The sequence below is a fragment of the Gillisella vitis genome, from assembly GCF_021559775.1.
Classification (GTDB): Bacteria; Pseudomonadota; Alphaproteobacteria; order Rhizobiales; family Rhizobiaceae; genus Allorhizobium; species Allorhizobium ampelinum.
Genome location: NZ_CP056047.1, coordinates 1,566,333 through 1,592,482, shown reverse-complemented (window position 1 = coordinate 1,592,482; position 26,150 = coordinate 1,566,333). Strand labels below are relative to the sequence as shown.

The window sequence follows — 26,150 nt, the reverse complement described above, 5'->3', positions numbered from 1 at the left end:
TTATCTAACTTTTGTATGTAGCGGGGGTGGGTTCAAGGATGAAGTGCGACTTGCAATAGATAACAAAGGCAGAGTTCATTTTCAAATGTGGAATGCTTGTTGGCACTGCTACGCTGTAAGGTCATGAAGATCGGTCGTTATCGCCGCGCCTATTGTGAACTCTGAGAACCGAACATCCAGTCCACCTCGTTCCGGCGTACACGCAGTCAAGCCGACGAGATAACGAGAAGCCTCTGGAAACGGAGCAAGACGCAGTAGCGGCCACACACTGCCATCTGACGATGCCTGAATGCGCATCGCGCCTTCCTTCAGTGTCACCCGAATATAGAAATCTTCGAGCTCTTTGAAAGGCTGGGATACTGACCAGTCAGATTTCCCATCAGTGATGACCGTACTCAGGAAGCGTTCTCCATCGGTGAATTCCACACCTGTCTTGACCCAACGATTTTCGTCAATGCGCACCATAAGGCCAGCTTGGTCGTAGAGTGACCGGAACTCCCCCTGGACGCGGACACACGCCGTGAAACCATCGTCAACGGAAATACCGAGGAAATGCCCGCTATCGCGCGTAAATCCGTAATGGGTCTTACGCCAGAAATCAGTGTTCGCATCCGTTGTCAGAGTAAGGCCAGTTTTTGTGGCCTGCCACACTGCCGGTTGATTGAGCCAGTTGGCCTCTTTGAGATTAACGTCCACGAGTTTTCCTCCTTAAATTGACCTTCGCCCTCCGGAAGCCATTGTGCTGGACGTGAGCGACCGGGAGATCCGCGCTCTGTGCGAACAGCACAAACGTCCTCTAGACATCACCCACTTGCATCAGCATCCTTGCAGCAATGTTGCGCTCCGAAGGATAGCCGAAGGCGTTGTTGATATAGGTACGTCCGTCCTTGATGATACGGCGGTTGAGATGGCTGTGACCGTAGATATGCAGCTGCGAGCCGAGAGCCGCGATCCTGTCTTCCAACCGGCTGGAGCCAAGCACTGGATAAAGGAATCGGTATTTTTCCGGCATACGCTCCGGCATCAGGTCGATGCGTGGCAGGAAATGCGAGAAAGACAGGATCGATGAAAATCCTGATGTATCTGGTTCCGCATTGCCACTGTCAAAATACCGGCTGACCTCATCATCGGAACCGCCTTCCCAATCACAGCGCCGGTAATCCATCCAGGCCTGTTTGAGGATGGAGCCGGGCGGACCGAAAGAGTAATCGTACCAGCCCAGCAGCGGGACGATCAGCGTGTTGCCGAGTGCCAGTGGTTCCATGCCGATATCCAGATCGGCGCAGGCGGCTTTCAGCCGCTGGAACTTGTCGAACGATGAGCCCTGCCCTTCGGCATCAACCCATAGATCGTGATTGCCCGGCACATATAGAACCTTGAAAAATCGCTGGGCCAGGAGTTCCATGACCGTCTGAAACAGCGCCATGCCGTTTGCAACGTCGCCGGCAACGATCAGCACGTCCTGCCGGTAGTCACGCGTCGAGATCTGCCGGAGCCAGTCCATGTTCTCTTGATGGTCTGCGTGAAAATCCGATCCGACAAAAATCCGCATATGCTCTCCAGCTCGATCTGCTGTTCGTTCTCATGTCATTTTTGCCCATTTGCTTCACCCACCATGCGTGAGGACGAAACCAAAAGAGCTCTCGAAATTCACAATTAAACCACGCCAGCTATTACTCTTGTCCGTCTGTCGGCAACTTTAAATAAGACAACTGTGTCAAATGCCCAACTTAGACTTGATAACTCAAAAATACTCCCTGTAAATTTCAGGTATCTCACGAAAAAATCGGACTTAACGCGCTTTTATTTTTTAGCGAATCATAAGGTTTGTTATTCTGTTTTGGCGAATGAATCGCATTGATGACGGACATGTTTCCGGGGGCAAATGATATGTCTATTGAACACTTTCTCAGCAATGATTGGCTCAACAATGATTGGGAATCCTGGGCGCTGGAGCGCGCGCACAGGATCATGGTTCAGGAAGGCGCAAACCTTGTCAACGCGGCGCAGTGGCTCGACAAGAAGCAGACGGTGAAAACATCGCATCAATTGCGCGATGCCATCCAGCAGTCCCTGATCGAGGCCCTGGCCTTTCGGGCATCGCAGACCGCGATCTCATCCGTCCATCTGTCTGCTGTTGCTGTGTCTGGCCCACAGTCTAACATGGCAGAGCACTGATCAGATCAAACCTTTACGCCGCCTCGATATCACCCCGCGCCCAGCATTCCATGGTCTCGGCCATGAAATCTTCAAACCTGCCTTCGGCGATTGACTGGCGGATGCCCTGCATCAATTCCTGATAATAGGATAGGTTGTTCCAGGACAACAGCATGCCGCCCAGCGCTTCGTTGGAACGCACCAGATGGTGCAGATAGGCACGCGAGTAATCTCGTGCCGCCGGGCAGGACGATTGTTCGTCCAGGGGGCGTTTATCCTCCGCGTGGCGGGCATTGCGGATATTGACCTTGCCGCGGCGGGTGAAGGCGAGGCCATGACGGCCGGAGCGGGTCGGCATGACGCAATCGAACATATCGATGCCACGCGCAACGGATTTCAACATGTCATCCGGCGTGCCGACGCCCATCAGGTAGCGCGGTTTTTCTGTCGGCAGCACCGGCAGGGTAATATCGAGCATGCTGAGCATCACCTCCTGCGGCTCGCCAACCGCCAGACCGCCGACAGCATAGCCTTTCAGGTCCAATTGCTTCAGCCCTTCGGCAGAACGTATGCGTAAGCCCGGCTGATCGCCGCCCTGCACGATGCCGAACATTGCCTTGCCGGGCTGTTCGCCAAAGGCAACGCGGCAGCGCTCCGCCCAGCGCAACGACATTTCCATGGCCCGCTCAATCTCACGCGGTTCAGCGGGCAAGGCGACGCATTCGTCCAATTGCATCTGGATGTCGCTGTCCAGCAGGCCCTGGATTTCGATGGATCTTTCCGGCGACATGTGATGCAGCGAACCGTCGATATGGCTCTTGAAGGTGACGCCCTGCTCATCCAGCTTGCGCAGGCCAGAGAGCGACATGACCTGAAACCCGCCGCTATCGGTCAGGATCGGCTGCGGCCAGCGGATCAACTCGTGCAAACCGCCAAGCCTCGCGACGCGCTCAGCGCCGGGGCGTAGCATCAGGTGGTAGGTATTGCCCAGAATGATATCGGCGCCCCCTTCCCGCACCTGATCGAGATACATGGCCTTGACCGTGCCGACCGTGCCGACCGGCATGAAGGCAGGCGTGCGGATCGTGCCGCGCGGCATGGTGATTTCGCCAAGCCGCGCCTTGCCGCTGGTGGCTTTCAGGGTAAACGTGAACTGCTCGCTCATTGTTATTTGTCTTTCCGGAAGAGCAGGCTGGAATCGCCGTAGGAATAAAAACGGTAACCGGTCTCGATCGCATGGGCATAGGCAGCGCGCATGGTTTCAAGCCCGGCAAACGCCGAAACCAGCATAAACAGCGTGGATTTCGGCAGGTGAAAATTGGTCATCAGCACATCAACCGCCTTGAAGCGATAGCCGGGCGTGATGAAAATGCCCGTCGCATCCGACCAGGGCAGGAGACGGCCATCCTCGCTGGCAGCGCTTTCCAGCAGCCGCAATGACGTGGTGCCGACACTGACGATCCGCCCGCCCCGCGCCTTGACCGCGTTCAGGGCCTCCGCCGTCTCAGCCGAGACATGGCCGATTTCCTGATGCATCTTGTGGTCGTCGGTATCGTCGGCCTTGACCGGCAGGAAGGTGCCCGCGCCGACATGCAGCGTCACGAAATGACGCTCGATCCCGGCTTTATCCAGCGCCTCGAACAGGGCAGGCGTGAAGTGCAGACCGGCGGTTGGCGCGGCAACCGCCCCCTCTTCCCGCGCATAAATGGTCTGATAATCGGTGCGATCCTGGCTGTCTTCCGGGCGTTTTGCGGCAATATAGGGCGGCAGTGGGATATGGCCGACATTGGCAATCGCCTGGTCAAGATCAGGACCGGAGGCGGCAAATTCCAGATCGATTTCGCCCGCCTCGCCTTTTTCTGTTACCGTCGCCAGCAGGCCGTCGAAATCAATGACATCGCCTTGCTTGATCCGTTTGCCCGGCCTTGCAAAGGCTTTCCAGCGATTGGCGGCAATGCGCATATGCAGCGTGCAGGACACCGGCGGGCGCTCGGCCCCTTCCCGGATGCGAACACCTTCCAGCTGGGCCGGAATGACCTTGGTGTCGTTGAACACCAATGCATCACCTGCCCTAAGAAAGGACGGTAGCTCGAAAACCCGGCGATCTTCCAGCATTGGCACCGCAGCCGGGCGAACGACCAAAAACCGCGCCTGATCGCGCGGACTGGCCGGGCGCAACGCGATATTTTCGTCTGGAAGGTCGAAATCGAACAGGTCTACACGCATGATACCGTAACAGGGTTTGGAAACGCGAAAACCCGCCCCGGCGCCGAAGCACCGGAGCGGGCTGACAGAAAAGCCGAAATCAGGCGTCGGCGGCGACTTTCATCGAGATAATCGAATCCGGATCGGTGACTGGCTCGCCCTTCTTGACGGCGTCGATGACATCCATGCCTTCGATGACCTGGCCCCAGACGGAATATTGTTTGTTCAGCCAAGGCGCATCGGTGAAGCAGATGAAGAATTGCGAATTGGCAGAGTTCGGGCTTTGCGAACGGGCCATGGAGCAGGTGCCGCGCACATGTGGCGTGGCCGAAAATTCAGCCTTCAGGTCCGGCTTGTCGGAGCCGCCCATGCCGGCGCGGCCAGGGTTGAAGCTTTCGCCACCCTTCTTGCCGAATTTCACGTCGCCAGTCTGGGCCATGAAATCGGGAATGACGCGGTGGAAAACCACGCCATCATAGGCGCCTTCGCGGGCCAATTCCTTGATGCGTGCGACATGGCCGGGGGCCAGATCAGGGAAAAGGCTGATAACGACCTTGCCCTTGGTGGTTTCCAGGATGACGGTATTTTCCGGATCTTTGATCTCGGCCATGATTTTCTCCTTGGTATTCCGATTTTCTCGGACTTTTAATGGTCATGCCCTCCCCGCGTGCCCGGACAGGCTGGCGAGAGGGGCGATGTGTGATGGTAAATTACTTGTTTCCGAGGGTGACTTTGATCATCCGGTCCGGGTCGCTGACCTCGCCATTGCCACCCTGGCCGCGCTTGATCTTATCAACAAATTCCATGCCGGAGACAACCTTGCCGACTGCGGTATATTGGCCGTTCAGGAAGCTACCGTCACCGAACATGATGAAAAATTGCGAATTGGCAGAATTCGGGTCCTGGGAACGGGCCATGCCGACTGTGCCACGCACAAAAGGTGTCTTTGAAAACTCAGCGGGAATATTCGGCAACTTGGAAGCGCCGGTGCCAGCACGGCTCTTGTCGAAGCCGGATTTCATATTGCCATATTGTACGTCGCCGGTCTGGGCCATGAAGCCCTCGATGACGCGGTGAAAGGCGACATTGTCATATTGACCCTGGCTTACCAGCGTCTTGATCTGCGCCACATGCTTTGGTGCGACCTCAGGCATCAGCTGTACGACGACAGGGCCGTCCTTCAATTGGATGGTCATCGTGTTATCACTAGCCCCGGCCTGGGCCAAGGCGTTGGTGGCAAGGGTGGAAAGCGCGAGCAGGCCCGCGAAAGCAAGAGACATGAGTTTCATGAAGGCTCCGTAATTTCTCGGATCGGCTCAAGTCTTGAGCCGGGATTTCAATGCCCGCGACACCTGCGGGGGGACAAAGGCGCTGACATCACCGCCCATGGTGGCGATTTGCCGGACCAATGTGGCCGTTATGGGCCGCGAAGCCGTGCCGGCTGGCAGGAAAACGGTTTGCAGGTCTGGTGCCATCTGCCGGTTCATGCCCGCAAGCTGCATTTCATAGTCGAGATCCGACCCATCGCGCAGGCCGCGAACCAGCAAGGTCGCCGCATGCTGGCGGGCGGCATCGACGGCCAAGCCATCGAAAGCGATGACCGAAACATCCAGTGCCCGCTCAGGCACGGCCTCGCCAAGACTGCTCGCAATCAGTTCTGCGCGCTCTTCAAAGCTGAACATCGGTACTTTGCCGGGATGAATGCCAATCCCGACGACAACCTTGGGAACGACATTCAGCGCCTGAACCAGGACATCCAGGTGGCCATTGGTCATCGGGTCGAAAGAGCCCGGATAAAAGGCAATTGTCATCGGTCCGCCTTGATCTCTTTATGTCCGCCTTTTGTCACGGACCGGCTGTAACCGCAAGCTCCTACGGCCCCGGTTTTCACGGTCATTCCGTTCATATTTGTGGCCAGACCGTCCCCTGCCTGCCCCATGAATGCCTGATGAACGGCACATTCAGGCCCGCTTCAAGGCCGGGTGTTTATACAGGGATCATGTTCAACGACAAGGCCAAGAGAGCAAACAATGCTTGTAGTTGTTTTGAGTATCGCAATTGCCAGCGCATTTGTTCTTGAAGCATTGGTTGCTTGGTTTGATGAACATGAAGACGACTGCTTCGCATTTCTGGCCGCTCAGATGAACGCCAGATGAACGGAGTGTTAAGGGCAGCTTCAGCACGGCTTTTGTAAAAAGAGTGCACTGCTCACAGGAACAAGACGCGGTTGCAGCCATTGTTGCTGCAACTGACCCCGTCAAAACGAAGGACGAAACCCATGCTTGATAAAGTGACGATGATTAATCTGGTTTGGACTGCCATGATCGGCGCTATGCTGGCAACGAGCATTGGTTTTCACATGAACGAAGACCGCGCCCCTTCCAATTTCCGTACGTCGATTTCGCAGCCTTACCACAGCGCCAGCCGCTGATTGGAACCTTGGTGCAGGATTTTCGTTGAGGCTGGATAAGTGATGATCAGACACAAAGGAAAACAAGATGTTCTTGCTTCTCGGCGTGCTCTCGGCTGCTATCAGCGCGATGTTTGTCTACTCTGTCGTTTCGACGATCTCTGCGCTACGTCGTGAGCAAGATGATTTGCGATCCCTGTTGAAATAATTGAATTCTACCCGGATCTATGAGAAACGCCTCGCCTTTCATCTGAAAGCGAGGCGTTTCTTTTTGTGACATTATTTTATGGCAGAAATAGGCTCTGATCAGACGTGGACTGCTTGTCGCTGTTTTGCCAGTTCGGCGAGGTCCGCTGCCTTCAACTCCACCGATTCGCCGCAGCCGCAGGCAGAGGTCTGGTTCGGATTGCGGAAGGTGAAGCCGGAGCGAAGCGTCGTGGTTTCAAAATCGATTTCCGTACCCAAAAGATAGAGCACAGCGGCAGGCTCCAGCCAGACGGAGGCGCCGTCGCGGGCAATCAAGTCATCCCTCGGGTTAGGCTCCGTCACCAGGTCGATGGTATATTCCATCCCCGCACAGCCACCCTTCTTGATGCCGACACGAATGCCCTTGGCATCGGGACCGGAATTCTCGACAATTTCCTTGACGCGGGCTGCTGCCGCATCGGTCATGGTCATCACCGCAAAGCCCATAGGCTTTCTCCTTTTCACAGCCGGGTTCAAGGCCCGGTGTTTTTTAAAAGTGGGTTCGGTTTTTTAACCGGAACAGTGCCGGACAAAACCGGCATGTTGATAATGTAATAGGCAGCTCGCCTTTCAGCAAGCCGCCCTTACTCAATACCAGCCGATGGAGACCTGCGCCTCTTCAGACATCCGGTCCGGTGTCCATGGTGGATCGAAGGTCATTTCTACCTGCACGCCGGAAACACCCTCCACCGAGCCAACCGCATTTTCTACCCAGCCTGGCATTTCGCCAGCCACCGGGCAGCCGGGTGCCGTCAGTGTCATCATGATTTTCACCATGCGGTCGTCTTCAATATCGACCTTGTAGATCAGGCCAAGCTCAAAAATATCCGCCGGAATTTCCGGGTCATAGACGGTTTTCAGCGCCGAAATGATGTCGTCCGACAGCCGGGCGACTTCCTCCGGTGGGATGCTGGAATGAACGATGCCTTCGCGCACATCCGGCTTCTCGTCATTTTTACTGGTATTCATATCGCTGACGCTCATGGTTTCAATCCTCAGCCGAAGAAGGTCTTGGCATAGTCAAGCGCTTCCACCAGCGCATCGATTTCTTCACGGGTATTATATAGGCCAAAAGAGGCCCGGCAGGTAGAGGTAACACCGAAACGCGACAGCAATGGCTGGGCGCAATGCGTGCCAGCCCGAACCGCCACGCCGCGCCGGTCGATCAGCATCGATACGTCATGGGCGTGGATACCCTTGAGCTCGAAGGAAAAAATCGCGCCCTTGCCCGGTGCATTGCCGAAAATCCGCAGCGAATTGATCGCCGTCAGCCGCTCATGGGCATAGGCAGTCAAATCAGCCTCATGCGCAGCAATCGCCTCGCGGCCAAGACCCTCGATATAATCCAGCGCATGGCCAAGCCCGATGGCCTGAACGATTGGCGGCGTCCCCGCCTCGAACCGATGCGGCGGATCATTGTACGTCACCATATCCTCGGTCACATCGACGATCATTTCGCCGCCGCCCATGAAAGGCTGCATGGCGCGCAACCGGTCCATCTTGCCATAGAGCACGCCGATGCCGGATGGGCCGTAAAGCTTGTGGCCGGTCATCACATACCAGTCGCAGTCGATGTCTTGCACATCCACCGGCATATGCACCGCCGCCTGGCTACCATCGACCAGCACCGGAATGCCGCGCTCCCTGGCGATCCGGCAAATCTCCTTGACCGGAACCACGGTTCCGAGCGCATTGGACATATGGGTGACGGCAATCAGCTTGGTACGGTCGGTCAGCCGCTTTTCGAATTCCTCGATGTGGAAGGCACCATCATCATCCACCGGCACCCAGACCAGCTTTGCCCCCTTGCGTTCCCTCAGGAAATGCCAGGGAACGATATTGGAGTGATGCTCCATAATGGTCAGGAGGATTTCATCGCCCTCGCCGATCTCTTTCATGCCATGGCCATAGGCTACCGTATTGATAGCTTCGGTTGAAGACTTGGTGAAAATCACCTCGTCCACCGATCCGGCATTCAGAAAGCGCCGCACTTTTTCGCGGGCTGCCTCATAAGCATCGGTCGCGGCATTGGACAGAAAATGCAGGCCGCGGTGCACATTGGCATATTCGTTGGAATAGGCATGGCTGATGGCATCGATCACCACCTGGGGTTTTTGCGCAGACGCACCGTTGTCCAGGTAGACCAGCGGTTTATCGCCATGCACCAGCCGCGACAGGATCGGGAAGTCCTTTCGGACGGCCTCGACATCATAGGTCGGTGGAAGTTTCGCCAGATTAAGCGTCATAGCTGATAAACTCCATGAGCGAACCATCCGGATCGCGAAAATAGAGGCTTGTTCCCTCGCCCATAGCGCCGAAACGACGAACGGGTCCCAGTTCGATTGCAATCCCTTGGGCCTCGAGATGGGCCTTGGCATCGCTGATCTTTCCCCGCCAGCGGAAGCAAAGATCGCTGTTTCCCGGAGCGACAGGAATGCGGGCCACCGGCGTGCCGATTGCGCCGGGGCCATGAACATTCAACTGCTGTGCACCAAGCCGAAAAACATATCCTCCTGCCGCCGTGGCGACCGCTTCAGCCCCGATCACGTTCGTGTAGAAATCGCGCGCCCGTTCCCAATCGGAAACATGGATCACGGCGTGATCAAGGTTGACGGGGAGATCAGCCATGGGTCTCCAGCCAGTCGGAGATCACCCCTTCCAGGGCCTCGACCAGTTCCTCATCTTCGAGCTCTTCCACCAATTCGGCGACGAAAGCCTTGATCAGCAGCCCACGGGCGACTTTTTGCGGGATGCCGCGCGCCATCAGGTAATAGAGGTGATTGTGGTCGATATCGGCAACCGTTGCACCATGGGCGCATTGCACGTCATCGGCAAAGATTTCCAGCTCCGGCTTGACCGAATATTCGGCATCGTCAGACATCAACAGCGTGTTGCAGGCCATGCGCGCATCGGTCTTCTGGGCGTCGGGAGCAACCCGGATCTGGCCCTGGAAGACGCCACGCGCCCGGTCGAACACCACATTGCGGATCACTTCCGTCGAGGTGGTGTTCGGCACGTCATGACCAAGCGTCATGGTCACGTCCGTATGGCTTTCGCCACCCAGAAGGTTGACAGCGCGCAGGGTGAAATCAGAGCCTTCGCCTGCCGTTCTGACATGGATTTCCTGGCGCACCAGCTTGCCGCCAGCGTTGATCACAAATAGCTTCAGCTTGGCATTGGTACCCAGCACGACCTTTATCTGGCCGAGATGGGTATCGGCAAGACCTTGGGTCTGCACGATGATCCACGTTACCTCGGCACCCTCGCCCAAGTCCAGGTCGCTGACGCTGGAGATCAAGCCAGCGGTTTCGCCGGAATTGCGATGGCGCTCGATCACCGTTGCCTTTGAGCCAGAGCCGAAGCTTGCCACGAACCGAGAATGGCTCTGACCGCCACCCTGATAGGCCTGCAACTCGATCAGCCTGTCGACCTCAACATTGTCTTCTACGCTCAGCCGATAGCCGTCACGCACGAAACTGCCATTGATCCGGCCAATCGCATCGTCCTTGGAGAAGGCAACCAGATCGGTCGCCGCCGTTCCATCCAGCAGGCTCTCACTATAGGCACGCACCTTCACGCCATCTGGCGCAGAAACGTCACGGCTCATGCCCTGGCGCAGTTCAAAGATACGAGCCGCCTCGACCAGCGGAGCCACCGCCTTTGAAGGCGTTAGCGTTGCGGCGTCGGGGATGGCCCGTAGCAGGGTTTTAAGATCCGTGTAATGCCAGGCTTCAACGCGACGCGTTGGCAGGCCAGCCCGCTTCAGGTCATCAAACAGGATATCCCGCGCGCCCAGCACGGCCCCATCGCCCGGCAAATCGCCGAGTTGGGCCGTATAGGCTTCGACCAACGCAGCCTCGGCCGCTGTGGACCGATTGGCAGCTTGAATGTTCATTGCAACACTCCCTCTCCCGACCAATCAGGCCGCTTCGCCGATGATATCAGCATAGCCATTGGCTTCCAGATCCAGCGCCAGGCTCTTATCGCCGGTCTTGATGATCTGGCCCTTGTAGAGAACATGGACCGTATCGGGCACGATGTAATCCAGCAGACGCTGATAGTGGGTGATGACGATGGTAGCACGATCCGGCGACTTCAATGCGTTGACGCCATCGGCGACAATCTTCAGCGCGTCGATGTCGAGGCCGCTATCGGTTTCATCCAGAATGCACAGTTGCGGAGCCAGCAGCGCCATTTGCAGGATTTCCGCGCGCTTTTTCTCACCACCGGAGAAGCCGACATTCAGCGGACGCTTCAGCATGTCGGGGTTAATCTTCAACTCGCCAGCCGCTTCCTTCACCCGTCGGATGAAATCGGGCGTCGTCAGTTCAGCCTCACCGCGCGCTTTGCGCTGCTCGTTCATCGCCACTTTCAAAAACTGCATGGTGGCAACGCCTGGAATTTCGACCGGGTATTGGAAGGCCAGGAAAATGCCCTTGGCAGCGCGTTCCGCCGGGTCAAGCTCCAGAATGCTCTCGCCATTATAGAGGATCTCGCCCTCGGTGACTTCATAGTCCGAGCGGCCCGAAAGGATGTAGGACAGCGTCGATTTACCCGAGCCATTCGGCCCCATGATCGCCGCCACTTCGCCAGCCTTGACCGTCAGGTTGAGGCCACGAATGATCTCCGTGCCGTCTTCCGCGATCCGGGCGTGAAGGTTTCTGATTTCAAGCATTTTTATAATCCATCTTCAAAGTTGAATTGCGCGGCTTTACAGCGCTGCATTCGAAATTCGACTGAGGTTAGTGGGTGAAAGCCTTCAGAAATCGACCAATCGAACGAAGACAAAAAGCAATCAGCCAAAGCCATCCCTGCGGGTAAAGTAAGATGTCTAAGACACCCGAGAAACGCCCCATTCTATCAGCTAGGTACCGATGTTTACGACGTGGCGTTTCAAACTCATCGACTTGGAGAGGCATCGACTGCTTTACTTGTCGCTGCCTCTTTTCCATCATCACCCCACGCTACCCTCAAGCGAAATCCCGATCAGCTTCTGCGCTTCAACCGCAAATTCCATCGGCAATTCTTGGATGACTTCGCGCACGAAACCATTGACGATCAGGGCGATGGCGGCTTCCTGGGGAATACCGCGTTGCAGGCAGTAGAACAGCTGATCTTCCGAGATTTTAGAGGTTGTCGCCTCATGCTCGAACTGAGCCGAAGAGTTCTTCGCCTCGATATAGGGCACGGTATGCGCTCCGCATTTGTCGCCGATCAGCAAGCTGTCGCACTGGGTGAAGTTACGGGCATTTTCCGCCTTGCGATGCGCAGAAACCTGGCCGCGATAGGTATTGCTGGAAAAGCCCGCCGAAATGCCCTTGGAGATGATGCGGCTCGACGTATTCTTGCCGAGATGGATCATCTTGGTGCCGCTATCGACCTGCTGATAACCGTTGGAAACGGCAATCGAGTAGAACTCACCCCGGCTGTCATCGCCCCGCAGAATGCAGGATGGGTATTTCCAGGTGATCGCCGATCCGGTTTCGACCTGCGTCCACGAAATCTTCGACCGCGCGCCACGGCAATCGCCGCGTTTGGTGACGAAATTATAGATGCCGCCCTTGCCGTTCTTGTCGCCCGGATACCAGTTCTGTACGGTGGAATATTTAATCTCGGCATCATCAAGCGCCACCAGCTCGACCACGGCGGCATGCAGCTGGTTTTCATCGCGCTGCGGGGCCGTGCAGCCTTCCAGATAGGAGACGTAAGCCCCCTCTTCCGCAATGATCAGCGTGCGTTCGAACTGTCCGGTGTTTTTCTCGTTGATGCGGAAATAGGTGGACAATTCCATCGGGCAACGAACGCCCTTGGGAATGAACACGAACGAACCATCAGTAAACACAGCCGAATTCAGCGTTGCGTAATAATTGTCGGTGACAGGCACGACGGTGCCGAGATATTTCTTCACCAGATCAGGATATTCGCGCACGGCTTCCGAAATCGACATGAAGATCACGCCAGCCTTCATCAGCTCGGCTTTGAAGGTGGTGACGACCGAGACCGAATCGAACACCGCATCCACAGCGATTTTCGAGGTCTGGACGCCTGCCAGGATTTCCTGCTCACGCAACGGAATGCCCAGCTTTTCGTAGACCTTCAAAAGCTCAGGATCGACATCGTCGATTGAGGTCGGGCCAGCCGTGCTTTTCGGCGCGGCATAGTAATAGATATCGTTGAAGTCGATCTTCGGATAGTGGACGCGCGCCCAATCGGGCTCTTCCATCGTCAGCCAACGCTGGTAAGCGTCAAGACGCCATTGCAGCATCCAGTCCGGTTCGTTTTTCTTTGCGGAAATGAAACGGACGATGTCTTCCGACAAGCCCTTCGGGGCCTTGTCGACTTCGATCATGGTTTCAAAACCATACTTGTACTGATCGACGTCGATCTGGCGGACCTGATCGATCGTTTCTTGTACGGCAGCCATTAGCGTTCTCCAATCTCGCCGGGTCCAAGGTCCGGCAGCTTGTCAACGTTTCAGCGGGGGGTCCGCTCTCATATAGGGAATGGAGATGAGTTTTCACCCCCAAACCTGCGTTTATTCCGCCTCTTCAGGCGCTAGAGTCTGTCAGGTTCAGATTGAACCAGACAGACTCTAGATTCTCTTGTTTTCGTTTGTCTTTTCGGGAAAACCGGATTCCACTTTTCCCTGACAAACTCTAATTCCGCGTCTCATGCCGCGTGACCGGCAAGCTGTCGCCGCACGGCAATCTTGCCGAAAATCGACACGACCCGCTCGATATCCTGCGCCGTGGTGGCGGGACCGAGCGACAGCCGCAAGCCGCCAATGCCCGCATCCACTCCCATGGCGGTCAAAACATGGCTTTGCCCGACTTTCCCGGACGAACAGGCCGCTCCGGCCGACAGCGCCACGCCTTCCAGATCGAAGGCGATCTGCCCGGTTTCCGCTTTCAGACCCGGCAGCGTGACGAAACTCGTATTGCCGATACGTTTCTCACCCGCGCCGTGGATCACCAGATCGGGAGCCATGCTGCGCATGCCTGTTTCCAAAGCATCTCGCAAGGCCGCAATCTGCAAATTGCGATTTATCAAGTCTTTTGTAGCATGGTCCGCAGCAGCGCCGAAGCCCGCAATTGCGACAAGGTTCTCCGTGCCGCCACGATGGCCCTTTTCCTGCCCGCCGCCGCGTACCAGCGGCTCCGGCATCAGTGCCTCGCCACGAGCAACCACGGCACCAGCCCCTTTGGGGCCACCAAGCTTGTGAGCCGAGAGAATCAGAAAATCCGCATCCAGCGACGTAATATCCACCGGGATACGTCCAACCGCCTGAACCGCATCCACCAGCAGCAATCCGCCCTTGGCGTGAACCAGTTTCCCCACAGCTTCGACCGGCTGGATAACCCCGGTTTCATTGTTGGCCAGCATCACTGCGACCAGCGGCATGCCCTGATCGGCAGGGTGGTCGGCCAGCGCCCGTTCCAGGGCATCGAGATCGACCACGCCCTGCCGAGTCACGGTGATTTCTGTCACACAGTCAGGCGAAAACCGTCCGCCTTGCCGCACGGCGGGATGTTCGATGGCCGAGACATAGGCTCGTCCGACAGCCAGCAGTGAACGGCCCATTCTATAGTGTGGCGACAGAACAAAATTTGCCGCTTCCGTTGCCGTCGAGGTGAAGATGACATTGGCAGGCGCGGCTCCGACAAGATCCGCCACCTGGCGGCGTGCCTTTTCAACCAGGGCGCGGGCAGTCCGGCCTTCGGCGTGAACAGAGGATGGATTGCCCGGCATGGCCAAAGCAGCCAGCATGGCATCACGCGCTTCATTCAGAAGGGGCGCGGTGGCATTCCAGTCCATGTAAATGCGTTCAGCCATGTTTTCTCTGATATGGTCCACTTTGTTGTGCCGCGATCTTGACCCGGAGGGCGCAAAACCTGCGTATTGTCTTAAATCATGCCCTGTTTTCGGAGAAAATCATGCATCAGCCTTAGAAGATGCATTTTTCTTGAAATTTTCACCCCGACTGTCCTATGACACATTCAATAACACAGCGACCCATAATTTCGAATGGTTCTAAACTGGGTTTTAGAAAAGCTGAGTGCCCCCGTCAAGTCATCTTCTGACGGGTAAGGGCGCGAAGGCAAAAAAACACGCCAAGACCGGAGTATCCATGCCCGAAGTCATTTTCAACGGACCCGCAGGACGTCTAGAGGGCCGCTACCAGCCCTCCAAGGAAAAGAGCGCCCCGATTGCGATCATCCTGCATCCGCATCCGCAATTTGGCGGCACGATGAACAACCAGATCGTTTATCAGTTGTTCTACATGTTCCAGAAGCGTGGTTTTACCACCCTGCGCTTCAACTTCCGCAGCATTGGCCGTAGCCAGGGTGAATTCGACCACGGCGCCGGCGAGTTGTCCGACGCGGCCTCGGCGCTGGATTGGGTGCAGAGCCTGCATCCCGATTCGAAGAGCTGTTGGGTTGCCGGCTATTCCTTCGGCTCGTGGATCGGCATGCAGCTGTTGATGCGGCGCCCGGAAATTGAAGGCTTTATCTCGGTTGCGCCGCAGCCGAATACCTATGATTTCTCCTTCCTCGCCCCCTGCCCTTCGTCGGGCCTGATCATCCATGGCGACGCCGACAAGGTTGCGCCGGAAAAGGACGTTCAAGGACTGGTAGACAAGCTGAAGACCCAGAAGGGTATTCTGATCACCCAGAAGACCTTGCCCGGCGCCAACCATTTCTTCAATGGTCAGGTCGAAACGCTGATGGGCGAATGCGAGGATTATCTCGACCGCCGCCTGGAAGGCGAATTGGTACCGGAACCGGCTGCCAAGCGGCTGCGCTGATTAGCCCATATTTCTTTTTGCAAATAAAAACGCCGGTTGTTTCAACCGGCGTTTTTTATGGCATAGTCTGTCTGTCAAAATCGGCCTCCTGAAGCGCTGGGAATGAAAAGGGGATTGCCATGGATCTGCATTCAATGCTCACCTTTGCGCTGGCCTTTCTGGTGTTTGCCGCCAGTCCCGGTCCTGATAATGTGACGATCATGGCCCGCACCCTTTCCCATGGGCCAGCGTCGGGCCTCGCCTATGGCCTTGGCACAGTTACCGGCATCCTGATTTATTTGACGCTTGCGTTTTTCGGCTTGTCTGTGCTGGCGCAGGACATGGGCTGGCTGATGGAGCTTTTGCGCTATGGCGGTGCGGTCTATCTTATCTGGATGGGTGTCCGCCTCTGGATGGCAAAGCCGGTCCTGCCGCAGATGGTGCCGATGGAGCGCCGTGGGGCGCTGTTTCCCGTGTACCTGACAGGTTTCGCGCTCAATCTCGGCAATCCGAAAATGCCACTTTTCTATCTGGCCCTGCTGCCGAATTTCGTGCCCGCATCCTTCAATGCGTCGGCGCTGATCGATATTATCGCGATCATTCTTGTGGTCGAGACCGTGGTGATCGGCGGCCATGTCTTTCTGGCGGGACGGGCCAGACGCCTCTTGAAAACACCCCGCAGCGTGGCGCTGATCAACCGCACGACCGGAGGTTTTCTGGGCGCTGCCGGGGTGGCTATTCTCGCATCTGGCCGCGGAAATTGAAGTTTCGTTAAGCTTTATGGCGCAACGAGGGGCCTATTCCTTGACTTTGAGGCGTTTTCGGCCTATCCCGCGCTGGCGTTAACGCCTGTTCGCGGGCGATTCATCTTGAGTTCGCAAGAACGGAACGGAAAACATTTCCCTTTGACCACATTCGCTGACCTTGGCCTGAGCCAAAAAGTTCTTTCCGCTGTAACTGATGCCGGCTACACCGTGCCGACACCGATTCAGGCTGGCGCCATTCCGCCGGCCCTGATGCGCCGCGATATTTGCGGTATTGCCCAGACGGGCACAGGCAAGACGGCGTCCTTCGTACTGCCGATGCTGACATTGCTCGAAAAAGGCCGTGCACGCGCACGCATGCCGCGCACGCTGATTATGGAGCCGACGCGCGAACTTGCAGCCCAGGTTGCCGAGAATTTCGAAAAATACGGCAAGAATCACAAGCTCAACATTGCCCTGCTGATCGGCGGCGTTTCGTTCGATGAACAGGACCGCAAGCTGGAACGTGGCGCCGATGTGCTGATCTGCACGCCTGGCCGCCTGCTGGACCATTGCGAGCGCGGCAAGCTACTGATGACCGGCGTCGAAATCCTTGTTATCGACGAAGCCGACCGCATGCTGGACATGGGCTTCATTCCCGATATCGAGCGCATCGCCAAGCTCATTCCCTTTACCCGTCAGACGCTGTTCTTCTCGGCTACCATGCCGCCGGAAATCCAGAAGCTGGCCGACAAGTTCCTGCAAAATCCGGAACGGATCGAGGTGGCTCCGCCATCTTCGACAGCTAAGACCGTGACGCAGCGGCTGGTGGCCTGCCAGAACAAGGATTATGAAAAGCGCTCCACCCTGCGCGACATTATCCGCGCCCAGGACGATCTGAAGAACGCCATCATCTTCTGTAACAGGAAGAAGGATGTGGCCGATCTGTTCCGTTCGCTGGAGCGTCATGGTTTCTCGGTCGGCGCTCTGCATGGCGACATGGACCAGCGTTCGCGCACAAATATGCTGGCCGGTTTCAAGGACAATCAGATTACCCTTCTGGTGGCCTCTGACGTTGCGGCCCGCGGCCTTGATATTCCCGATGTCAGCCATGTGTTCAATTTCGACGTGCCGATCCATGCGGAAGACTATGTCCACCGCATCGGTCGTACCGGTCGCGCTGGTCGTTCAGGCCGCGCCTTCACGCTGGTGACCAAGTCCGACGCGAAATATCTCGACGCGATTGAAAAACTGATCGGCGAAAAGCCAGAATGGCTGGACGGCGACGTCGCCTCTCTGCCGCCTATGGCTGAAGGTGATCGTGATGAGCGCCGTGGCCGTGGCGGCAAGAATGCTCGTGACAAGAGCGGTAGTGATAGAAACGGTAGTGACCGGGGCCGTGGCCGGGAGCGCTCCAGAGACGGTGCGCGTGACGGTGACCGTGAACATCGCAGCAGTCACAAGCCTGACACGACAGAAGAGCAGATTAGCACCGAAGCGGCTGTAGAAGTCGTCGCAACCAAGGTGGATAGCGTGAAGCAAGAGCGCAAGACAGACAGACGGCCAAGCCAGGGCAACCGCGATTATCGCAATAATCAGGCGCCCAACCCGGCCAATGACGACCAGCGCGAACGCCGCCGCCAGCATTACCGCGACCATGATGACGGCCCGACTCCTGTTGGCTTCGGCGATGATATTCCTGCTTTCATGCTGATCGTTGCCAGCGCCAAAGCCTGATATGGTTCCCGGATTAGATTTTCCGGGCGTCGGCGTTGGCCTTGCCATTGTCAGGGATGGCAAGCTTTTGCTGTATAAGCGAATGCGCCCACCCGAATCCGGTTGTTGGAGTATTGTCGGCGGCAAGGTCGATGTGCTTGAACCTGCGGAACAAGCAGCCCGGCGTGAGGCCGAAGAAGAAACCGGCCTGACCATCGGCTCCGTGGAATTTGTCAGCGTCAGCGAACAGATCATCGCAGCCGAGCGCCAGCATTGGGTCTCTCTTCTCTATAAGACCAGCGACATCTCCGGCGAAGCGACGCTGACAGAGCCCGACAAGCTTTCGGACTTCGGCTGGTTTGCGTTAGATGATCTGCCGCAACCTTTATCGGCCTTCACCAAGGCTATACTGCCGTTTCTACGCTGATTTTTCCGCGTGCCGTGACGGATCGCAACCATCAAAGCATCCTGGAACAGTGTTGGTTGTGCGGCGTAACCGCTTAAGTGCTCCTTGATACACAAGGCCCGCTGGTCCTGCTATAGTCCAGCGAGCCGGACGTCCGGGACGCAGCCTCTCCGAGACCATGATTACCGATGTGGCAGCCATAAACAGAAGATGGTAGTCATACTCGGCGAATGGTAACACCATCAGCGCCCAGCAGGTACCAACACAAAGTCCGCCCTCGCGCAGGCCGTAGCGCAGGCAATCGCGGTCTGCGGCCCAGCCAAAAGCGCTCAATCGCGGCGTCCAGTGACACTGGTTCAAGATACGTTGTTTCCAGGGTGTGATTTGCCAGAAGCCGACGAGGCCTAACGCCAGCAGCAGGACTGGTAGATCAACAAGGCTGGCACCCACCCGCAGCAGCATGCCGATGACCACAAGCAGTGGTGCGCAAACAGCCCAGAGACCGCAATAACTGACAAAGAACATGCCCAGTGAGCGTACTCGCCGCCTCTTGAGGCTACGGTTCCAGATATGTTTGATCGGGTCCCGCAAAATCAATGACATCATTGCCGTCAGCATAATTATCAAAGACAAAGCAACGCCGGATATGGACATCATCCATATTTGCACCTGGAATGCGCGCCAGCCACGGTCCAGAAGAGCGCCAGAGGCCGAAATGCAAAGATCCAGCGCGTCGCTGCCATGGCTTGTGAAAGCCATGGCGAGCCAGCCGAGAAGGCTGAAGGTAAGCAAGGTGGGCCATGGCGGCTCCTTGAGCAAGGAGACCACGGCCCTGAGCCGAGACAGAGTGGGAGCCATGCCGCTTAGCCCGGCTGACGGTAAAGGCTGATGCGTTCAACAGTCACCTTCGCGCCCTCTCCCAGAGCCTTACGGGGAACGAGATGGACGCTCAAGCCGCTCTTGGCAATGTCGCCACTATGGATCAAGCCGGACAGGAGTCTTGTGATGTCAAGAACCTGTGTCACACCCCGTCCGCCATGGGAGCTGTCGGTTTTCGACGCATTGCGAACACCGAATAGGCCGACAGAGCCAGCACGAAGGTCCAGACGGTGCTGATGATCGGCATCATCGGGCAGATTGAGATAGACATCGATCACGAAGCCATCCTGTTGTGCACGAATGTTTTCCAGATTGAGGAAATACCTGTCACGCGGGACATCGCCACTGCGCAACCCCAAAGCCAACGTCTTCGGTGCAGCGAAAAGCGCCGAGGAGGCATCGTCCAGACGAACCGCCGATGCCGTTTTTTCACCGGCTAGAGCAAGAACATCCGTATTCGCCCCGACCAGTTCGGCAGCTTTGGGTTCCGTCACTGCTTTTCCTCCTGTTGCGACAGCCGCCGCCAGAACAGGGGCTTGAGCGACAACGAACTGGTCATAGGTATAATCCAGTTTCGGGCTTGTGGTTTCCAGCATATCAGAGGGCTTGTAATAATATGGCGTTCCATCCGGGTTCGGCACGGCGAATTTACGGTCCTGAGGGCCGTCCAACCAAGCCGGATCGACAGGGTTCTTATGCTGTGGGGACGCGGCATTCCATTGCGCCCAAAGCCGGTCGATATTGGCATGATGCAGCCAGAAGATCGGATCTAGTCCCGCCGTGTCCGGTATGGCCATTAGGCCTGGCAGGGCTTCATCGCCATTATATTCGCCGCCGATAGCAATATGGACCACATTGTGTGGCATGTGTTCCAACAGGCCGAATGTGTCGCTATCGTGGGAAAAGCCCGTCTTTACGCCACCAAATCCTGGGCTACCGCCTGAGGACACACCAGTGAAAATAGGCCACTCCAGTGCCTCCAGGCTCACATCCTCGACAGGCACGATAATCGGTGGCGTTCCTGATCCGTAGCGCTGCTTGATGTAGAGCGGATTAGGACCACCTTCAAACTCTTCCTGCGCGAAGGCAGGTGGCATCATCCGTGCCTTGGGATTGGTCGTATCGCTGTAGTTCCAATAGGGCATGGCCCAGTCCGCCGGACCTCCTAGTGCGACGATCTGCGCCCGCACAAGCGCTTCAATCGACCAGATATAGCCGCGATGCCAGGGCAGAAAATACCAGCTGCCGTGCTGGCATTGGTTCCAATAGAGATCCTGATCTGCTTGGGACGGCAGGGTCTCACCAGCCGTGTAATATCCATATTTCGTCCAGAGACTATCGGAATCATCGATATCAATCCCGTGGATCGCAGCCATGAAATTCCAGCTGGTGTTGTCGGCCAATGCCTTTTGGCGCAGCTTGCCGACACCCTTGGCATACCAATAGAGAATTGGATCGCTGAAATCGCCGCCATTTGCCCACACACTTTTACGAATGTAAACCATGTTATCCCCCGGATATTTAAAGAAAAAACGATCAGAAATTATGGATTTTCCTCCCATAGGCCAAAGCTTCGCCCCTCCCGATATCTCTCCATTGGAGAGGGAAGTGACGTCTTACGGTTGGTGAGGAAAAGGGCTTCAGCCGAATGGCTTGCCCTTATGAATTCGCAGAAAATGGCCTGGCCATTGAATGCGGACCCTTTGGCACACCGTCGGAAATCAGCATCATTATGATGCTTTAGTCTTCAGGTTGTCTGTTGAATTTGGGGAAACTCGAACTCGATTTTCCCTGACAAAAACATTGGTGAGTGAAATTATATGAATGATTCTTGCCTTCAAAACCTCCTGGATTTCAAAGAGCGATCGAGTAAACCCTCATACAGTTAAATGCTTCTTTTGGTTGAATATAATAAAATTGCTACTATTGATTTAGATATCCGTCAAGTCGCCTAGCCTTCGCGAAGAGCCCTTTTTTGGGTGCTTTTTTTGTGGCAACGCGATGGCGCGAGCGCCAATCTCCTGGCTACGGCGTCCAGGCCGTTTTAAGCGACTGTTGCCGCGCCGAGGTTCACCTGCGGCGCGTTGAGGCTGAAGGCTTTTGTGCCCTGATACCCGCCTCATAGGCCAAGTTTGCCCAGCGCGCCATTTCGTCGGGATCGTCGAACGCGTCTTCCGGCACAGACCAATAGGGCATGGCGACAGGGTTCTTGCCCGGACGCTGATAGACCCATTGCCGGGCGCCAGCGGCGGCAAACTCTGGTGCCGTCTGCGCGTCGGCTTTCAGCATGATCTCGTCAAAGAGATAAAGCGCGAAGATTATGCCGTGGTGATAGATACCCTTGCCACCGAACATGCGTCGGATACTAACCGGACCCAGCGATTGAAACATCTCTTCAATATCGGCATTGTCCATGATCTGGCCTATTCGACGGTATGGAAACCTCTTTGCAGGTAAAGAAGTGTTGCAGCCCTTTCACCAAGCTTCAGTCCCACCACTTCGCCGAACAGGACAGTGTGCGTGGCGGTGATTTTCCGGTCTACGACCCGGCAATCATAGGCGGCGATGGCGCCGGTCAGCAGTGGCGCGCCGGTAATCATCTGTTCCCAGGTGCCAAGCGCGAATCGCTCTTCGCTCGACAGCTTACCAAAGCCAGCAAATGCTCCGGCCAGGTCCTGATGATGAGCGGCAAGCGTGTTGAGGGCAAAACAATCGCTTTCGAAGAAGGGTTTGTTGCCTTCGTTCTGATTGTTGATGCAGGCCAGCACCATCGGTGGCTGATCGGAAACCGAGCAGGCGGCAGTGATGGTCGTGCCCCTGGCGACGCCTTGAAATTCCGTGGTGACGATCTGCACATGACCTGCGTAGCGGCTCATCGCTTCACGATAGTCCAAAGGATCGATAGCCACGCCTGCACTCCTTGCCAATTTGCTTGTCAAGAATGGCTATAGAGCATGATGCGTAAAAGTGTGAAGCGGTTTTACGAAACCATCATGCTCCATCAGCATCTTGCGGCTACGACCTGGACATTTTCATTCCCTTGCTGTTGCTGTGCCGCTAAGGTAACTGAAAATTCATGATGATCCGGATTGAAATGATATTACGCGTTTTTTCACTGCTGTTCGGCATAGGCTATGCGTTAGCAGCGCCGGGTGCATTTGCCCTTACCATCGGGCTGGTTGCGCCGCAGGGCGGGCCTTATGCCGTTCTTGGTCAGCAGATGCGGGCGGGGGCAGACGCTGCGGCAAAACAAAGCGGTGATACGCTGGTTGTGATTGACGAGCCATGCGCTACAGCCACTGGCGCGGCGATTGCCGACAAGCTTGTGACAGCGAAGGTCGATGCGGCGATCGGATTTCTGTGCAGCGAAAGCCTTGATGGTTTGCTGGCCAAGCTTGGCCCGGCTGGTATTCCGGCTGTGACGCTTTCAGTGCGCTGGCCCACCGTTATGGAAGATGCCTTGAAGAACCAATGGCCACTCTTTCGGCTGGCCCCCAGCACCAAAGCGGAAAGCGAAAAGCTGGTGGATGTAATCGTCAGCCAATGGGCGGGAACGGCTTTCGCGCTTCTCGATGACGGCACGATCCGCAGCCGTGAACTGGTGGAAGCCATCCGAGCGTCGCTGGAACAGCGCGGCATGAAACCGGTTTTCACCGATACTTACCGCCCGGCCCAGGAGCAACAGATTGCCCTGGTTCGGCGCTTGAAGAAGACGGGCGCGACCAATGTCTTCATCGGCGGTGACCGCAGCGATGTCTCGGTCATCGCCCGCGATGCCAAGGCCGAAAATATTCCCCTGACGCTGATGGGTGGCGAGGCAATGAGGGCGGTAGATCGGCCCGTTCCACTGCAAGATGGGGTATTGGCGGTGATTACGCCTGATTATGCCAGAATGCCGAGCGCGCAGAAGACGGTTGATGCGCTACGAACACAGGGCAGCGCAGCGGATGGCTATGCCCTGCCCGCCTTTGCCAGCGTCCAGTTTCTGCATGCCGCGGCGGCATTGAACGAACCGTCGTTGGCTGAGGCGATCAGCAAGACCAAGACTGAGACCGTCATCGGCTCGCTGTCCTTTACCGACGGCCACGAACTCAGCGACAATCCGTTTCAATTGCAGGAATGGCGTGACGGTGGTTTTCAGCCGCCGCGCCCGCTCAGCGAATAGCGTTACCTATTCGTAAGGCCAGACTGGCCGTGTAAACAACCCGCCATCGACCCAGAGCGTCTGACCGGTCACGAAGCCAGCCGCGTCACTGGCGAGATAGAGCACGGGGCCGGCAATATCCTGCGGTATCCCCACCCGGCGCAGCGGCGTGACCTTGCCCCAGACTTCGCCATAATCAGGCGCTTCCTCATAGGTTCGTTCCGTGGCAATGGCACCGGGGGCAACGCAATTGACCCGGATGCCATGCGGCCCCAGTTCGACGGCGGCCACTTTGGTGAATTGCTCGACCCCGCCCTTGGAGGCGGTGTAATCAACCAGATTCGGGAAGGCGAGCTTGTTGCAGCCCGAGCCGATATTGACGATGGCGCCACCGTTACCAGCTGCCACCATCCGGCTTGCAGCCGCCTTGGTATTGAGAAATGTCCCGGTCAGATTGGTGCGGATCACCCGGTTCCAGTCTTTTTCGGAGAGATCGAGCAGGCTGGACCAGGTCTGCACACCGGCATTGTTGATGAGGACAGCCGGGCTTGCCTTGGCCCAGGCACAGGCCTGGTTGAAGAATTGCTCGACGGTGTCTCCGTCGCCGACATCGGCGGAAAGGGCCAGCACGTTGCGGCCCTGTTGCTCCATCAGGGACACCAGGCTTTTGGCCGGTGCATCGTCGCCGAGATAGCTGAAGGCCACCGTGTCGCCCAGACCGGCAAAAGCCTGGACCAGCTGGCGCCCTATGCCCGTGCTGCCGCCGGTGATGATCACAAACCTGCCCATATTTCCTCCCATAGGTCATCTCCAAGCATTCATAACCCGGCTGTCGCACCTGTCCAAGGCCGGATCATGATCGCCCGCAAAGCGGCTGTAAAATCAACCGACTTTCGCAATCCGGGCCACAGGAAAGGTTGTCGCGCTAATGCGGGAATGCTATGAGCGGCACGACATCCGCTATTTCGAAAGAATGAGATAAATGACACCTCCGCTGCTGATCGCCCCTTCGATCCTCGCCGCCAATTTTTCCCGGCTGGGGGCTGAAGTGGCCGATGTTGTGGAGGCGGGCGCCGACTGGATTCATCTCGATGTGATGGATGGCCATTTCGTGCCGAATATCTCTTTCGGCCCGGCGGTTATCAAGGCGCTGCGGCCACATACCAAAGCCGTGTTCGACTGCCATCTGATGATTGCCCCTGCCGATCCGTTCCTGGCTGCCTTTGCCGATGCGGGATGTGATTACATCACCGTTCATGCCGAAGCCGGGCCGCATCTGCATCGTTCGCTGCAAACCATTCGCGCCCTCGGCAAGAAAGCTGGCGTATCGATCAATCCGGCCACGCCGGTCTCCATGCTGGAAAATGTCATTGATGATGTGGATCTGATCCTGATCATGAGTGTCAATCCCGGCTTTGGCGGGCAGAGCTTTATCCCGGCTGCGGCGGGCAAGATCGCCCAGGCGCGGGCGCTGATTGGCGACAGGCCTATTGCACTTGAAGTCGATGGCGGGATCACCGTGGAGACAGCGCCGATTGCCACAAAGGCCGGTGCCAATGTTTTGGTGGCAGGATCTGCCATCTACAAGGGCCAGGGTGTCGATGCCTATCGCGAAACGGTGACGGCATTGCGCCATGCCGCTGAAGGAGGCCGGTCTTGAAACTTCACTGGCTTTCCGCAGCCATGGTTGCCGTGGGCAGCCTTGCCGCCCTGCCCGCTGCGGCAGGCGATATCGCAGCCGTTCGCCCTATCGGTTTTTCCGCTGACGGTTCCGTCTTTGCCTTCGAGGAATATGGCGTGCAGAGCGGCGTCAACACGCCCTACTCGAATATTTTTGCTATCGACCTCAACAACAATACGTTCCTGCCGGATACGCCGGTGCGCCTGCGCGGTGATGACGACAAGGCCAGTATGGCCGCGATCCGCAAGCAGAGCATGGATCAGGTAGCAAAAACTGTTCAGGACCGAGGCCTGCTGGATCATCCCGGTGAAGTGGTTGCCTTCAATCCCCTAAGCGAGATCGGCACCGATCCGCATGTGCTCAGCTACCGTGTTCACGCCTCCCAGCCGACAGTGGGTGAGCCCAATACACTGACGCTGGAAGAGCTGGACGAAGGCGCCCCTGCCGCCTGCAAGGACCAGGTACAGACCATCAAGGGCTTTCGCCTGAAGATGACGCAGATCAACGGCGCCAAGCAGGATAAGGTCGTCTATGAAGATGGCCACGTGCCCGCCAGCCGCCGCTGTCCCACAGGCTACAGGCTGGGCGGCGTCGTCACCTATCAGGTTCCTGGCGGCAATGTGGTGCAGATCGCGTTGGTCCTTGTCATGAACCCCTCTTCCGAAGGCTCCGACGGGCGCTGGCTCGCCGTGCCGATCAAGCCCTGACACCACCTTTCGCGCCGTTGCCGTTGAGATCGGCTGCCATGTTTGCTATGGGGCGGCATAGGTTATTCATG

At 56.8% G+C, this 26,150-nt stretch carries 30 protein-coding genes; 10 read left to right on the top strand and 20 right to left on the bottom strand.

The features are described 5' to 3' along the window. Positions 1-108: 108 nt before the first annotated feature. Both AVCG78_RS07600 and AVCG78_RS07595 read right to left on the bottom strand, forming a co-directional pair. Positions 109-696, bottom strand: a complete 588-nt coding sequence (locus AVCG78_RS07600) for a DUF1349 domain-containing protein (protein WP_071205269.1) — start codon at positions 694-696, stop codon at positions 109-111. A gap of 100 nt (positions 697-796) precedes the next feature. Next, positions 797-1,552, bottom strand: coding sequence for a metallophosphoesterase (locus AVCG78_RS07595; RefSeq protein WP_071205270.1), 756 nt, complete (start codon positions 1,550-1,552; stop codon positions 797-799). A gap of 338 nt (positions 1,553-1,890) precedes the next feature. On the opposite strand from AVCG78_RS07595, the gene AVCG78_RS07590 reads away from it, so the two are divergent. Then, positions 1,891-2,178, top strand: coding sequence for a hypothetical protein (locus tag AVCG78_RS07590; RefSeq protein ID WP_015916171.1), 288 nt, complete (start codon positions 1,891-1,893; stop codon positions 2,176-2,178). Between the two features lie 13 nt (positions 2,179-2,191). On the opposite strand, the gene tgt is transcribed toward AVCG78_RS07590, so the two are convergent. The 5 genes from tgt to coaD form a co-directional block, all read right to left on the bottom strand. Further along, complete coding sequence (tgt, locus tag AVCG78_RS07585) at positions 2,192-3,322, bottom strand: tRNA guanosine(34) transglycosylase Tgt (RefSeq protein WP_070164716.1); 1,131 nt, start codon at positions 3,320-3,322, stop codon at positions 2,192-2,194. A gap of 2 nt (positions 3,323-3,324) precedes the next feature. Beyond that, positions 3,325-4,383: a tRNA preQ1(34) S-adenosylmethionine ribosyltransferase-isomerase QueA gene (gene queA, locus AVCG78_RS07580; protein WP_071205272.1), complete on the bottom strand. Its 1,059-nt coding sequence runs from the start codon at positions 4,381-4,383 to the stop codon at positions 3,325-3,327. A 79-nt stretch (positions 4,384-4,462) separates the two neighbouring features. Then, entirely contained in the window at positions 4,463-4,972 is a 510-nt protein-coding gene (locus AVCG78_RS07575) for a peptidylprolyl isomerase (RefSeq protein WP_041696653.1), read from the bottom strand. Between the two features lie 100 nt (positions 4,973-5,072). Beyond that, a complete protein-coding gene (locus AVCG78_RS07570) occupies positions 5,073-5,651 on the bottom strand; it encodes a peptidylprolyl isomerase (RefSeq protein WP_071205273.1) in 579 nt (192 codons plus the stop codon). Positions 5,652-5,678: 27 nt separating this feature from the next. Continuing rightward, positions 5,679-6,173 carry a pantetheine-phosphate adenylyltransferase gene (gene coaD, locus AVCG78_RS07565; RefSeq protein ID WP_071205274.1) on the bottom strand — a complete coding sequence of 165 codons (495 nt, stop codon included), beginning with the start codon at positions 6,171-6,173 and terminating at the stop codon, positions 5,679-5,681. Between the two features lie 219 nt (positions 6,174-6,392). Between coaD and AVCG78_RS27195 the strand changes: the two genes are divergently transcribed. Beyond that, entirely contained in the window at positions 6,393-6,518 is a 126-nt protein-coding gene (locus AVCG78_RS27195; protein WP_267889559.1) for a hypothetical protein, read from the top strand. A gap of 122 nt (positions 6,519-6,640) precedes the next feature. Then, a complete protein-coding gene (locus AVCG78_RS07560; RefSeq protein ID WP_156536474.1) occupies positions 6,641-6,793 on the top strand; it encodes a hypothetical protein in 153 nt (50 codons plus the stop codon). A 285-nt stretch (positions 6,794-7,078) separates the two neighbouring features. Here the strand turns inward: AVCG78_RS07560 and sufA are convergent, their stop codons facing one another. The 8 genes from sufA to AVCG78_RS07520 all read right to left on the bottom strand — a co-directional run bounded on the left by sufA (position 7,079) and on the right by AVCG78_RS07520 (position 14,851). After that, positions 7,079-7,465, bottom strand: a complete 387-nt coding sequence (sufA, locus tag AVCG78_RS07555) for a Fe-S cluster assembly scaffold SufA (RefSeq protein ID WP_015916165.1) — start codon at positions 7,463-7,465, stop codon at positions 7,079-7,081. Positions 7,466-7,606: 141 nt separating this feature from the next. After that, positions 7,607-7,987, bottom strand: a complete 381-nt coding sequence (locus AVCG78_RS07550; protein WP_071205317.1) for an SUF system Fe-S cluster assembly protein — start codon at positions 7,985-7,987, stop codon at positions 7,607-7,609. A gap of 26 nt (positions 7,988-8,013) precedes the next feature. Beyond that, a complete protein-coding gene (locus AVCG78_RS07545) occupies positions 8,014-9,264 on the bottom strand; it encodes a cysteine desulfurase (protein WP_071205275.1) in 1,251 nt (416 codons plus the stop codon). Then, the gene (locus tag AVCG78_RS07540; protein WP_071205276.1) at positions 9,254-9,646 is read right to left on the bottom strand and encodes a VOC family protein; all 393 of its coding nucleotides are present in this window, start codon (positions 9,644-9,646) and stop codon (positions 9,254-9,256) included. Before AVCG78_RS07540 ends, AVCG78_RS07545 begins: the two co-directional genes overlap by 11 nt. Continuing rightward, positions 9,639-10,913, bottom strand: a complete 1,275-nt coding sequence (gene sufD / locus AVCG78_RS07535; protein WP_071205277.1) for a Fe-S cluster assembly protein SufD — start codon at positions 10,911-10,913, stop codon at positions 9,639-9,641. Before sufD ends, AVCG78_RS07540 begins: the two co-directional genes overlap by 8 nt. Before the next feature lie 24 nt (positions 10,914-10,937). Continuing rightward, positions 10,938-11,693, bottom strand: a complete 756-nt coding sequence (sufC, locus tag AVCG78_RS07530) for a Fe-S cluster assembly ATPase SufC (RefSeq protein WP_015916160.1) — start codon at positions 11,691-11,693, stop codon at positions 10,938-10,940. Positions 11,694-11,972: 279 nt separating this feature from the next. Then, positions 11,973-13,442 carry a Fe-S cluster assembly protein SufB gene (gene sufB, locus AVCG78_RS07525; RefSeq protein ID WP_015916159.1) on the bottom strand — a complete coding sequence of 490 codons (1,470 nt, stop codon included), beginning with the start codon at positions 13,440-13,442 and terminating at the stop codon, positions 11,973-11,975. A gap of 245 nt (positions 13,443-13,687) precedes the next feature. Beyond that, complete coding sequence (locus AVCG78_RS07520; protein ID WP_156582711.1) at positions 13,688-14,851, bottom strand: cysteine desulfurase family protein; 1,164 nt, start codon at positions 14,849-14,851, stop codon at positions 13,688-13,690. 295 nt (positions 14,852-15,146) lie between these two features. On the opposite strand from AVCG78_RS07520, the gene AVCG78_RS07515 reads away from it, so the two are divergent. The 4 genes from AVCG78_RS07515 (at position 15,147) to AVCG78_RS07500 (ending at position 18,689) form a co-directional block, all read left to right on the top strand. Continuing rightward, entirely contained in the window at positions 15,147-15,824 is a 678-nt protein-coding gene (locus AVCG78_RS07515; RefSeq protein WP_015916157.1) for an alpha/beta hydrolase, read from the top strand. A gap of 119 nt (positions 15,825-15,943) precedes the next feature. Then, complete coding sequence (locus tag AVCG78_RS07510; RefSeq protein ID WP_071585211.1) at positions 15,944-16,567, top strand: LysE family translocator; 624 nt, start codon at positions 15,944-15,946, stop codon at positions 16,565-16,567. Positions 16,568-16,708: 141 nt separating this feature from the next. Beyond that, a complete protein-coding gene (locus tag AVCG78_RS07505) occupies positions 16,709-18,283 on the top strand; it encodes a DEAD/DEAH box helicase (protein WP_041696649.1) in 1,575 nt (524 codons plus the stop codon). Between the two features lies 1 nt (position 18,284). Beyond that, positions 18,285-18,689, top strand: a complete 405-nt coding sequence (locus tag AVCG78_RS07500) for an NUDIX domain-containing protein (protein WP_071205280.1) — start codon at positions 18,285-18,287, stop codon at positions 18,687-18,689. Here AVCG78_RS07500 and AVCG78_RS07495 read toward each other — a convergent pair. The 4 genes from AVCG78_RS07495 to AVCG78_RS07480 form a co-directional block, all read right to left on the bottom strand. Then, complete coding sequence (locus AVCG78_RS07495; RefSeq protein ID WP_071205281.1) at positions 18,681-19,526, bottom strand: copper chaperone; 846 nt, start codon at positions 19,524-19,526, stop codon at positions 18,681-18,683. The two genes, AVCG78_RS07500 and AVCG78_RS07495, sit on opposite strands and share 9 nt — an antisense overlap. Before the next feature lie 5 nt (positions 19,527-19,531). After that, complete coding sequence (locus tag AVCG78_RS07490; protein WP_071585210.1) at positions 19,532-21,052, bottom strand: tyrosinase family protein; 1,521 nt, start codon at positions 21,050-21,052, stop codon at positions 19,532-19,534. A 565-nt stretch (positions 21,053-21,617) separates the two neighbouring features. Then, positions 21,618-21,962, bottom strand: coding sequence for a TfoX/Sxy family protein (locus AVCG78_RS07485; RefSeq protein WP_071205283.1), 345 nt, complete (start codon positions 21,960-21,962; stop codon positions 21,618-21,620). 8 nt (positions 21,963-21,970) lie between these two features. Then, positions 21,971-22,423 carry a flavin reductase family protein gene (locus AVCG78_RS07480; protein WP_071205318.1) on the bottom strand — a complete coding sequence of 151 codons (453 nt, stop codon included), beginning with the start codon at positions 22,421-22,423 and terminating at the stop codon, positions 21,971-21,973. 218 nt (positions 22,424-22,641) lie between these two features. Between AVCG78_RS07480 and AVCG78_RS07475 the strand changes: the two genes are divergently transcribed. Continuing rightward, positions 22,642-23,712: a branched-chain amino acid ABC transporter substrate-binding protein gene (locus AVCG78_RS07475; protein WP_234665103.1), complete on the top strand. Its 1,071-nt coding sequence runs from the start codon at positions 22,642-22,644 to the stop codon at positions 23,710-23,712. A 6-nt stretch (positions 23,713-23,718) separates the two neighbouring features. On the opposite strand, the gene AVCG78_RS07470 is transcribed toward AVCG78_RS07475, so the two are convergent. Beyond that, a complete protein-coding gene (locus AVCG78_RS07470) occupies positions 23,719-24,480 on the bottom strand; it encodes an SDR family NAD(P)-dependent oxidoreductase (protein WP_071205284.1) in 762 nt (253 codons plus the stop codon). Between the two features lie 193 nt (positions 24,481-24,673). Between AVCG78_RS07470 and rpe the strand changes: the two genes are divergently transcribed. Continuing rightward, positions 24,674-25,351, top strand: a complete 678-nt coding sequence (gene rpe / locus AVCG78_RS07465) for a ribulose-phosphate 3-epimerase (RefSeq protein WP_071205285.1) — start codon at positions 24,674-24,676, stop codon at positions 25,349-25,351. Then, positions 25,348-26,079, top strand: a complete 732-nt coding sequence (locus AVCG78_RS07460; protein ID WP_139191472.1) for a DUF2259 domain-containing protein — start codon at positions 25,348-25,350, stop codon at positions 26,077-26,079. Before rpe ends, AVCG78_RS07460 begins: the two co-directional genes overlap by 4 nt. Positions 26,080-26,150 lie beyond the last annotated feature (71 nt).

Coding starts and splice junctions, on each gene's coding strand:
- AVCG78_RS07595 (WP_071205270.1), bottom strand. CDS start 1,552: ATGCGGATTTTTGTCGGATCGGATTTTCACGCAGACCATCAAGAGAAC.
- AVCG78_RS07590 (WP_015916171.1), top strand. CDS start 1,891: ATGTCTATTGAACACTTTCTCAGCAATGATTGGCTCAACAATGATTGG.
- tgt (WP_070164716.1), bottom strand. CDS start 3,322: ATGAGCGAGCAGTTCACGTTTACCCTGAAAGCCACCAGCGGCAAGGCG.
- queA (WP_071205272.1), bottom strand. CDS start 4,383: ATGCGTGTAGACCTGTTCGATTTCGACCTTCCAGACGAAAATATCGCG.
- AVCG78_RS07575 (WP_041696653.1), bottom strand. CDS start 4,972: ATGGCCGAGATCAAAGATCCGGAAAATACCGTCATCCTGGAAACCACC.
- AVCG78_RS07570 (WP_071205273.1), bottom strand. CDS start 5,651: ATGAAACTCATGTCTCTTGCTTTCGCGGGCCTGCTCGCGCTTTCCACC.
- coaD (WP_071205274.1), bottom strand. CDS start 6,173: ATGACAATTGCCTTTTATCCGGGCTCTTTCGACCCGATGACCAATGGC.
- AVCG78_RS27195 (WP_267889559.1), top strand. CDS start 6,393: ATGCTTGTAGTTGTTTTGAGTATCGCAATTGCCAGCGCATTTGTTCTT.
- AVCG78_RS07560 (WP_156536474.1), top strand. CDS start 6,641: ATGCTTGATAAAGTGACGATGATTAATCTGGTTTGGACTGCCATGATC.
- sufA (WP_015916165.1), bottom strand. CDS start 7,465: ATGGGCTTTGCGGTGATGACCATGACCGATGCGGCAGCAGCCCGCGTC.
- AVCG78_RS07550 (WP_071205317.1), bottom strand. CDS start 7,987: ATGAATACCAGTAAAAATGACGAGAAGCCGGATGTGCGCGAAGGCATC.
- AVCG78_RS07545 (WP_071205275.1), bottom strand. CDS start 9,264: ATGACGCTTAATCTGGCGAAACTTCCACCGACCTATGATGTCGAGGCC.
- AVCG78_RS07540 (WP_071205276.1), bottom strand. CDS start 9,646: ATGGCTGATCTCCCCGTCAACCTTGATCACGCCGTGATCCATGTTTCC.
- sufD (WP_071205277.1), bottom strand. CDS start 10,913: ATGAACATTCAAGCTGCCAATCGGTCCACAGCGGCCGAGGCTGCGTTG.
- sufC (WP_015916160.1), bottom strand. CDS start 11,693: ATGCTTGAAATCAGAAACCTTCACGCCCGGATCGCGGAAGACGGCACG.
- sufB (WP_015916159.1), bottom strand. CDS start 13,442: ATGGCTGCCGTACAAGAAACGATCGATCAGGTCCGCCAGATCGACGTC.
- AVCG78_RS07520 (WP_156582711.1), bottom strand. CDS start 14,851: ATGGCTGAACGCATTTACATGGACTGGAATGCCACCGCGCCCCTTCTG.
- AVCG78_RS07515 (WP_015916157.1), top strand. CDS start 15,147: ATGCCCGAAGTCATTTTCAACGGACCCGCAGGACGTCTAGAGGGCCGC.
- AVCG78_RS07510 (WP_071585211.1), top strand. CDS start 15,944: ATGGATCTGCATTCAATGCTCACCTTTGCGCTGGCCTTTCTGGTGTTT.
- AVCG78_RS07500 (WP_071205280.1), top strand. CDS start 18,285: ATGGTTCCCGGATTAGATTTTCCGGGCGTCGGCGTTGGCCTTGCCATT.
- AVCG78_RS07495 (WP_071205281.1), bottom strand. CDS start 19,526: ATGGCTCCCACTCTGTCTCGGCTCAGGGCCGTGGTCTCCTTGCTCAAG.
- AVCG78_RS07490 (WP_071585210.1), bottom strand. CDS start 21,052: ATGGTTTACATTCGTAAAAGTGTGTGGGCAAATGGCGGCGATTTCAGC.
- AVCG78_RS07485 (WP_071205283.1), bottom strand. CDS start 21,962: ATGGACAATGCCGATATTGAAGAGATGTTTCAATCGCTGGGTCCGGTT.
- AVCG78_RS07480 (WP_071205318.1), bottom strand. CDS start 22,423: ATGAGCCGCTACGCAGGTCATGTGCAGATCGTCACCACGGAATTTCAA.
- AVCG78_RS07475 (WP_234665103.1), top strand. CDS start 22,642: ATGATATTACGCGTTTTTTCACTGCTGTTCGGCATAGGCTATGCGTTA.
- AVCG78_RS07470 (WP_071205284.1), bottom strand. CDS start 24,480: ATGGGCAGGTTTGTGATCATCACCGGCGGCAGCACGGGCATAGGGCGC.
- rpe (WP_071205285.1), top strand. CDS start 24,674: ATGACACCTCCGCTGCTGATCGCCCCTTCGATCCTCGCCGCCAATTTT.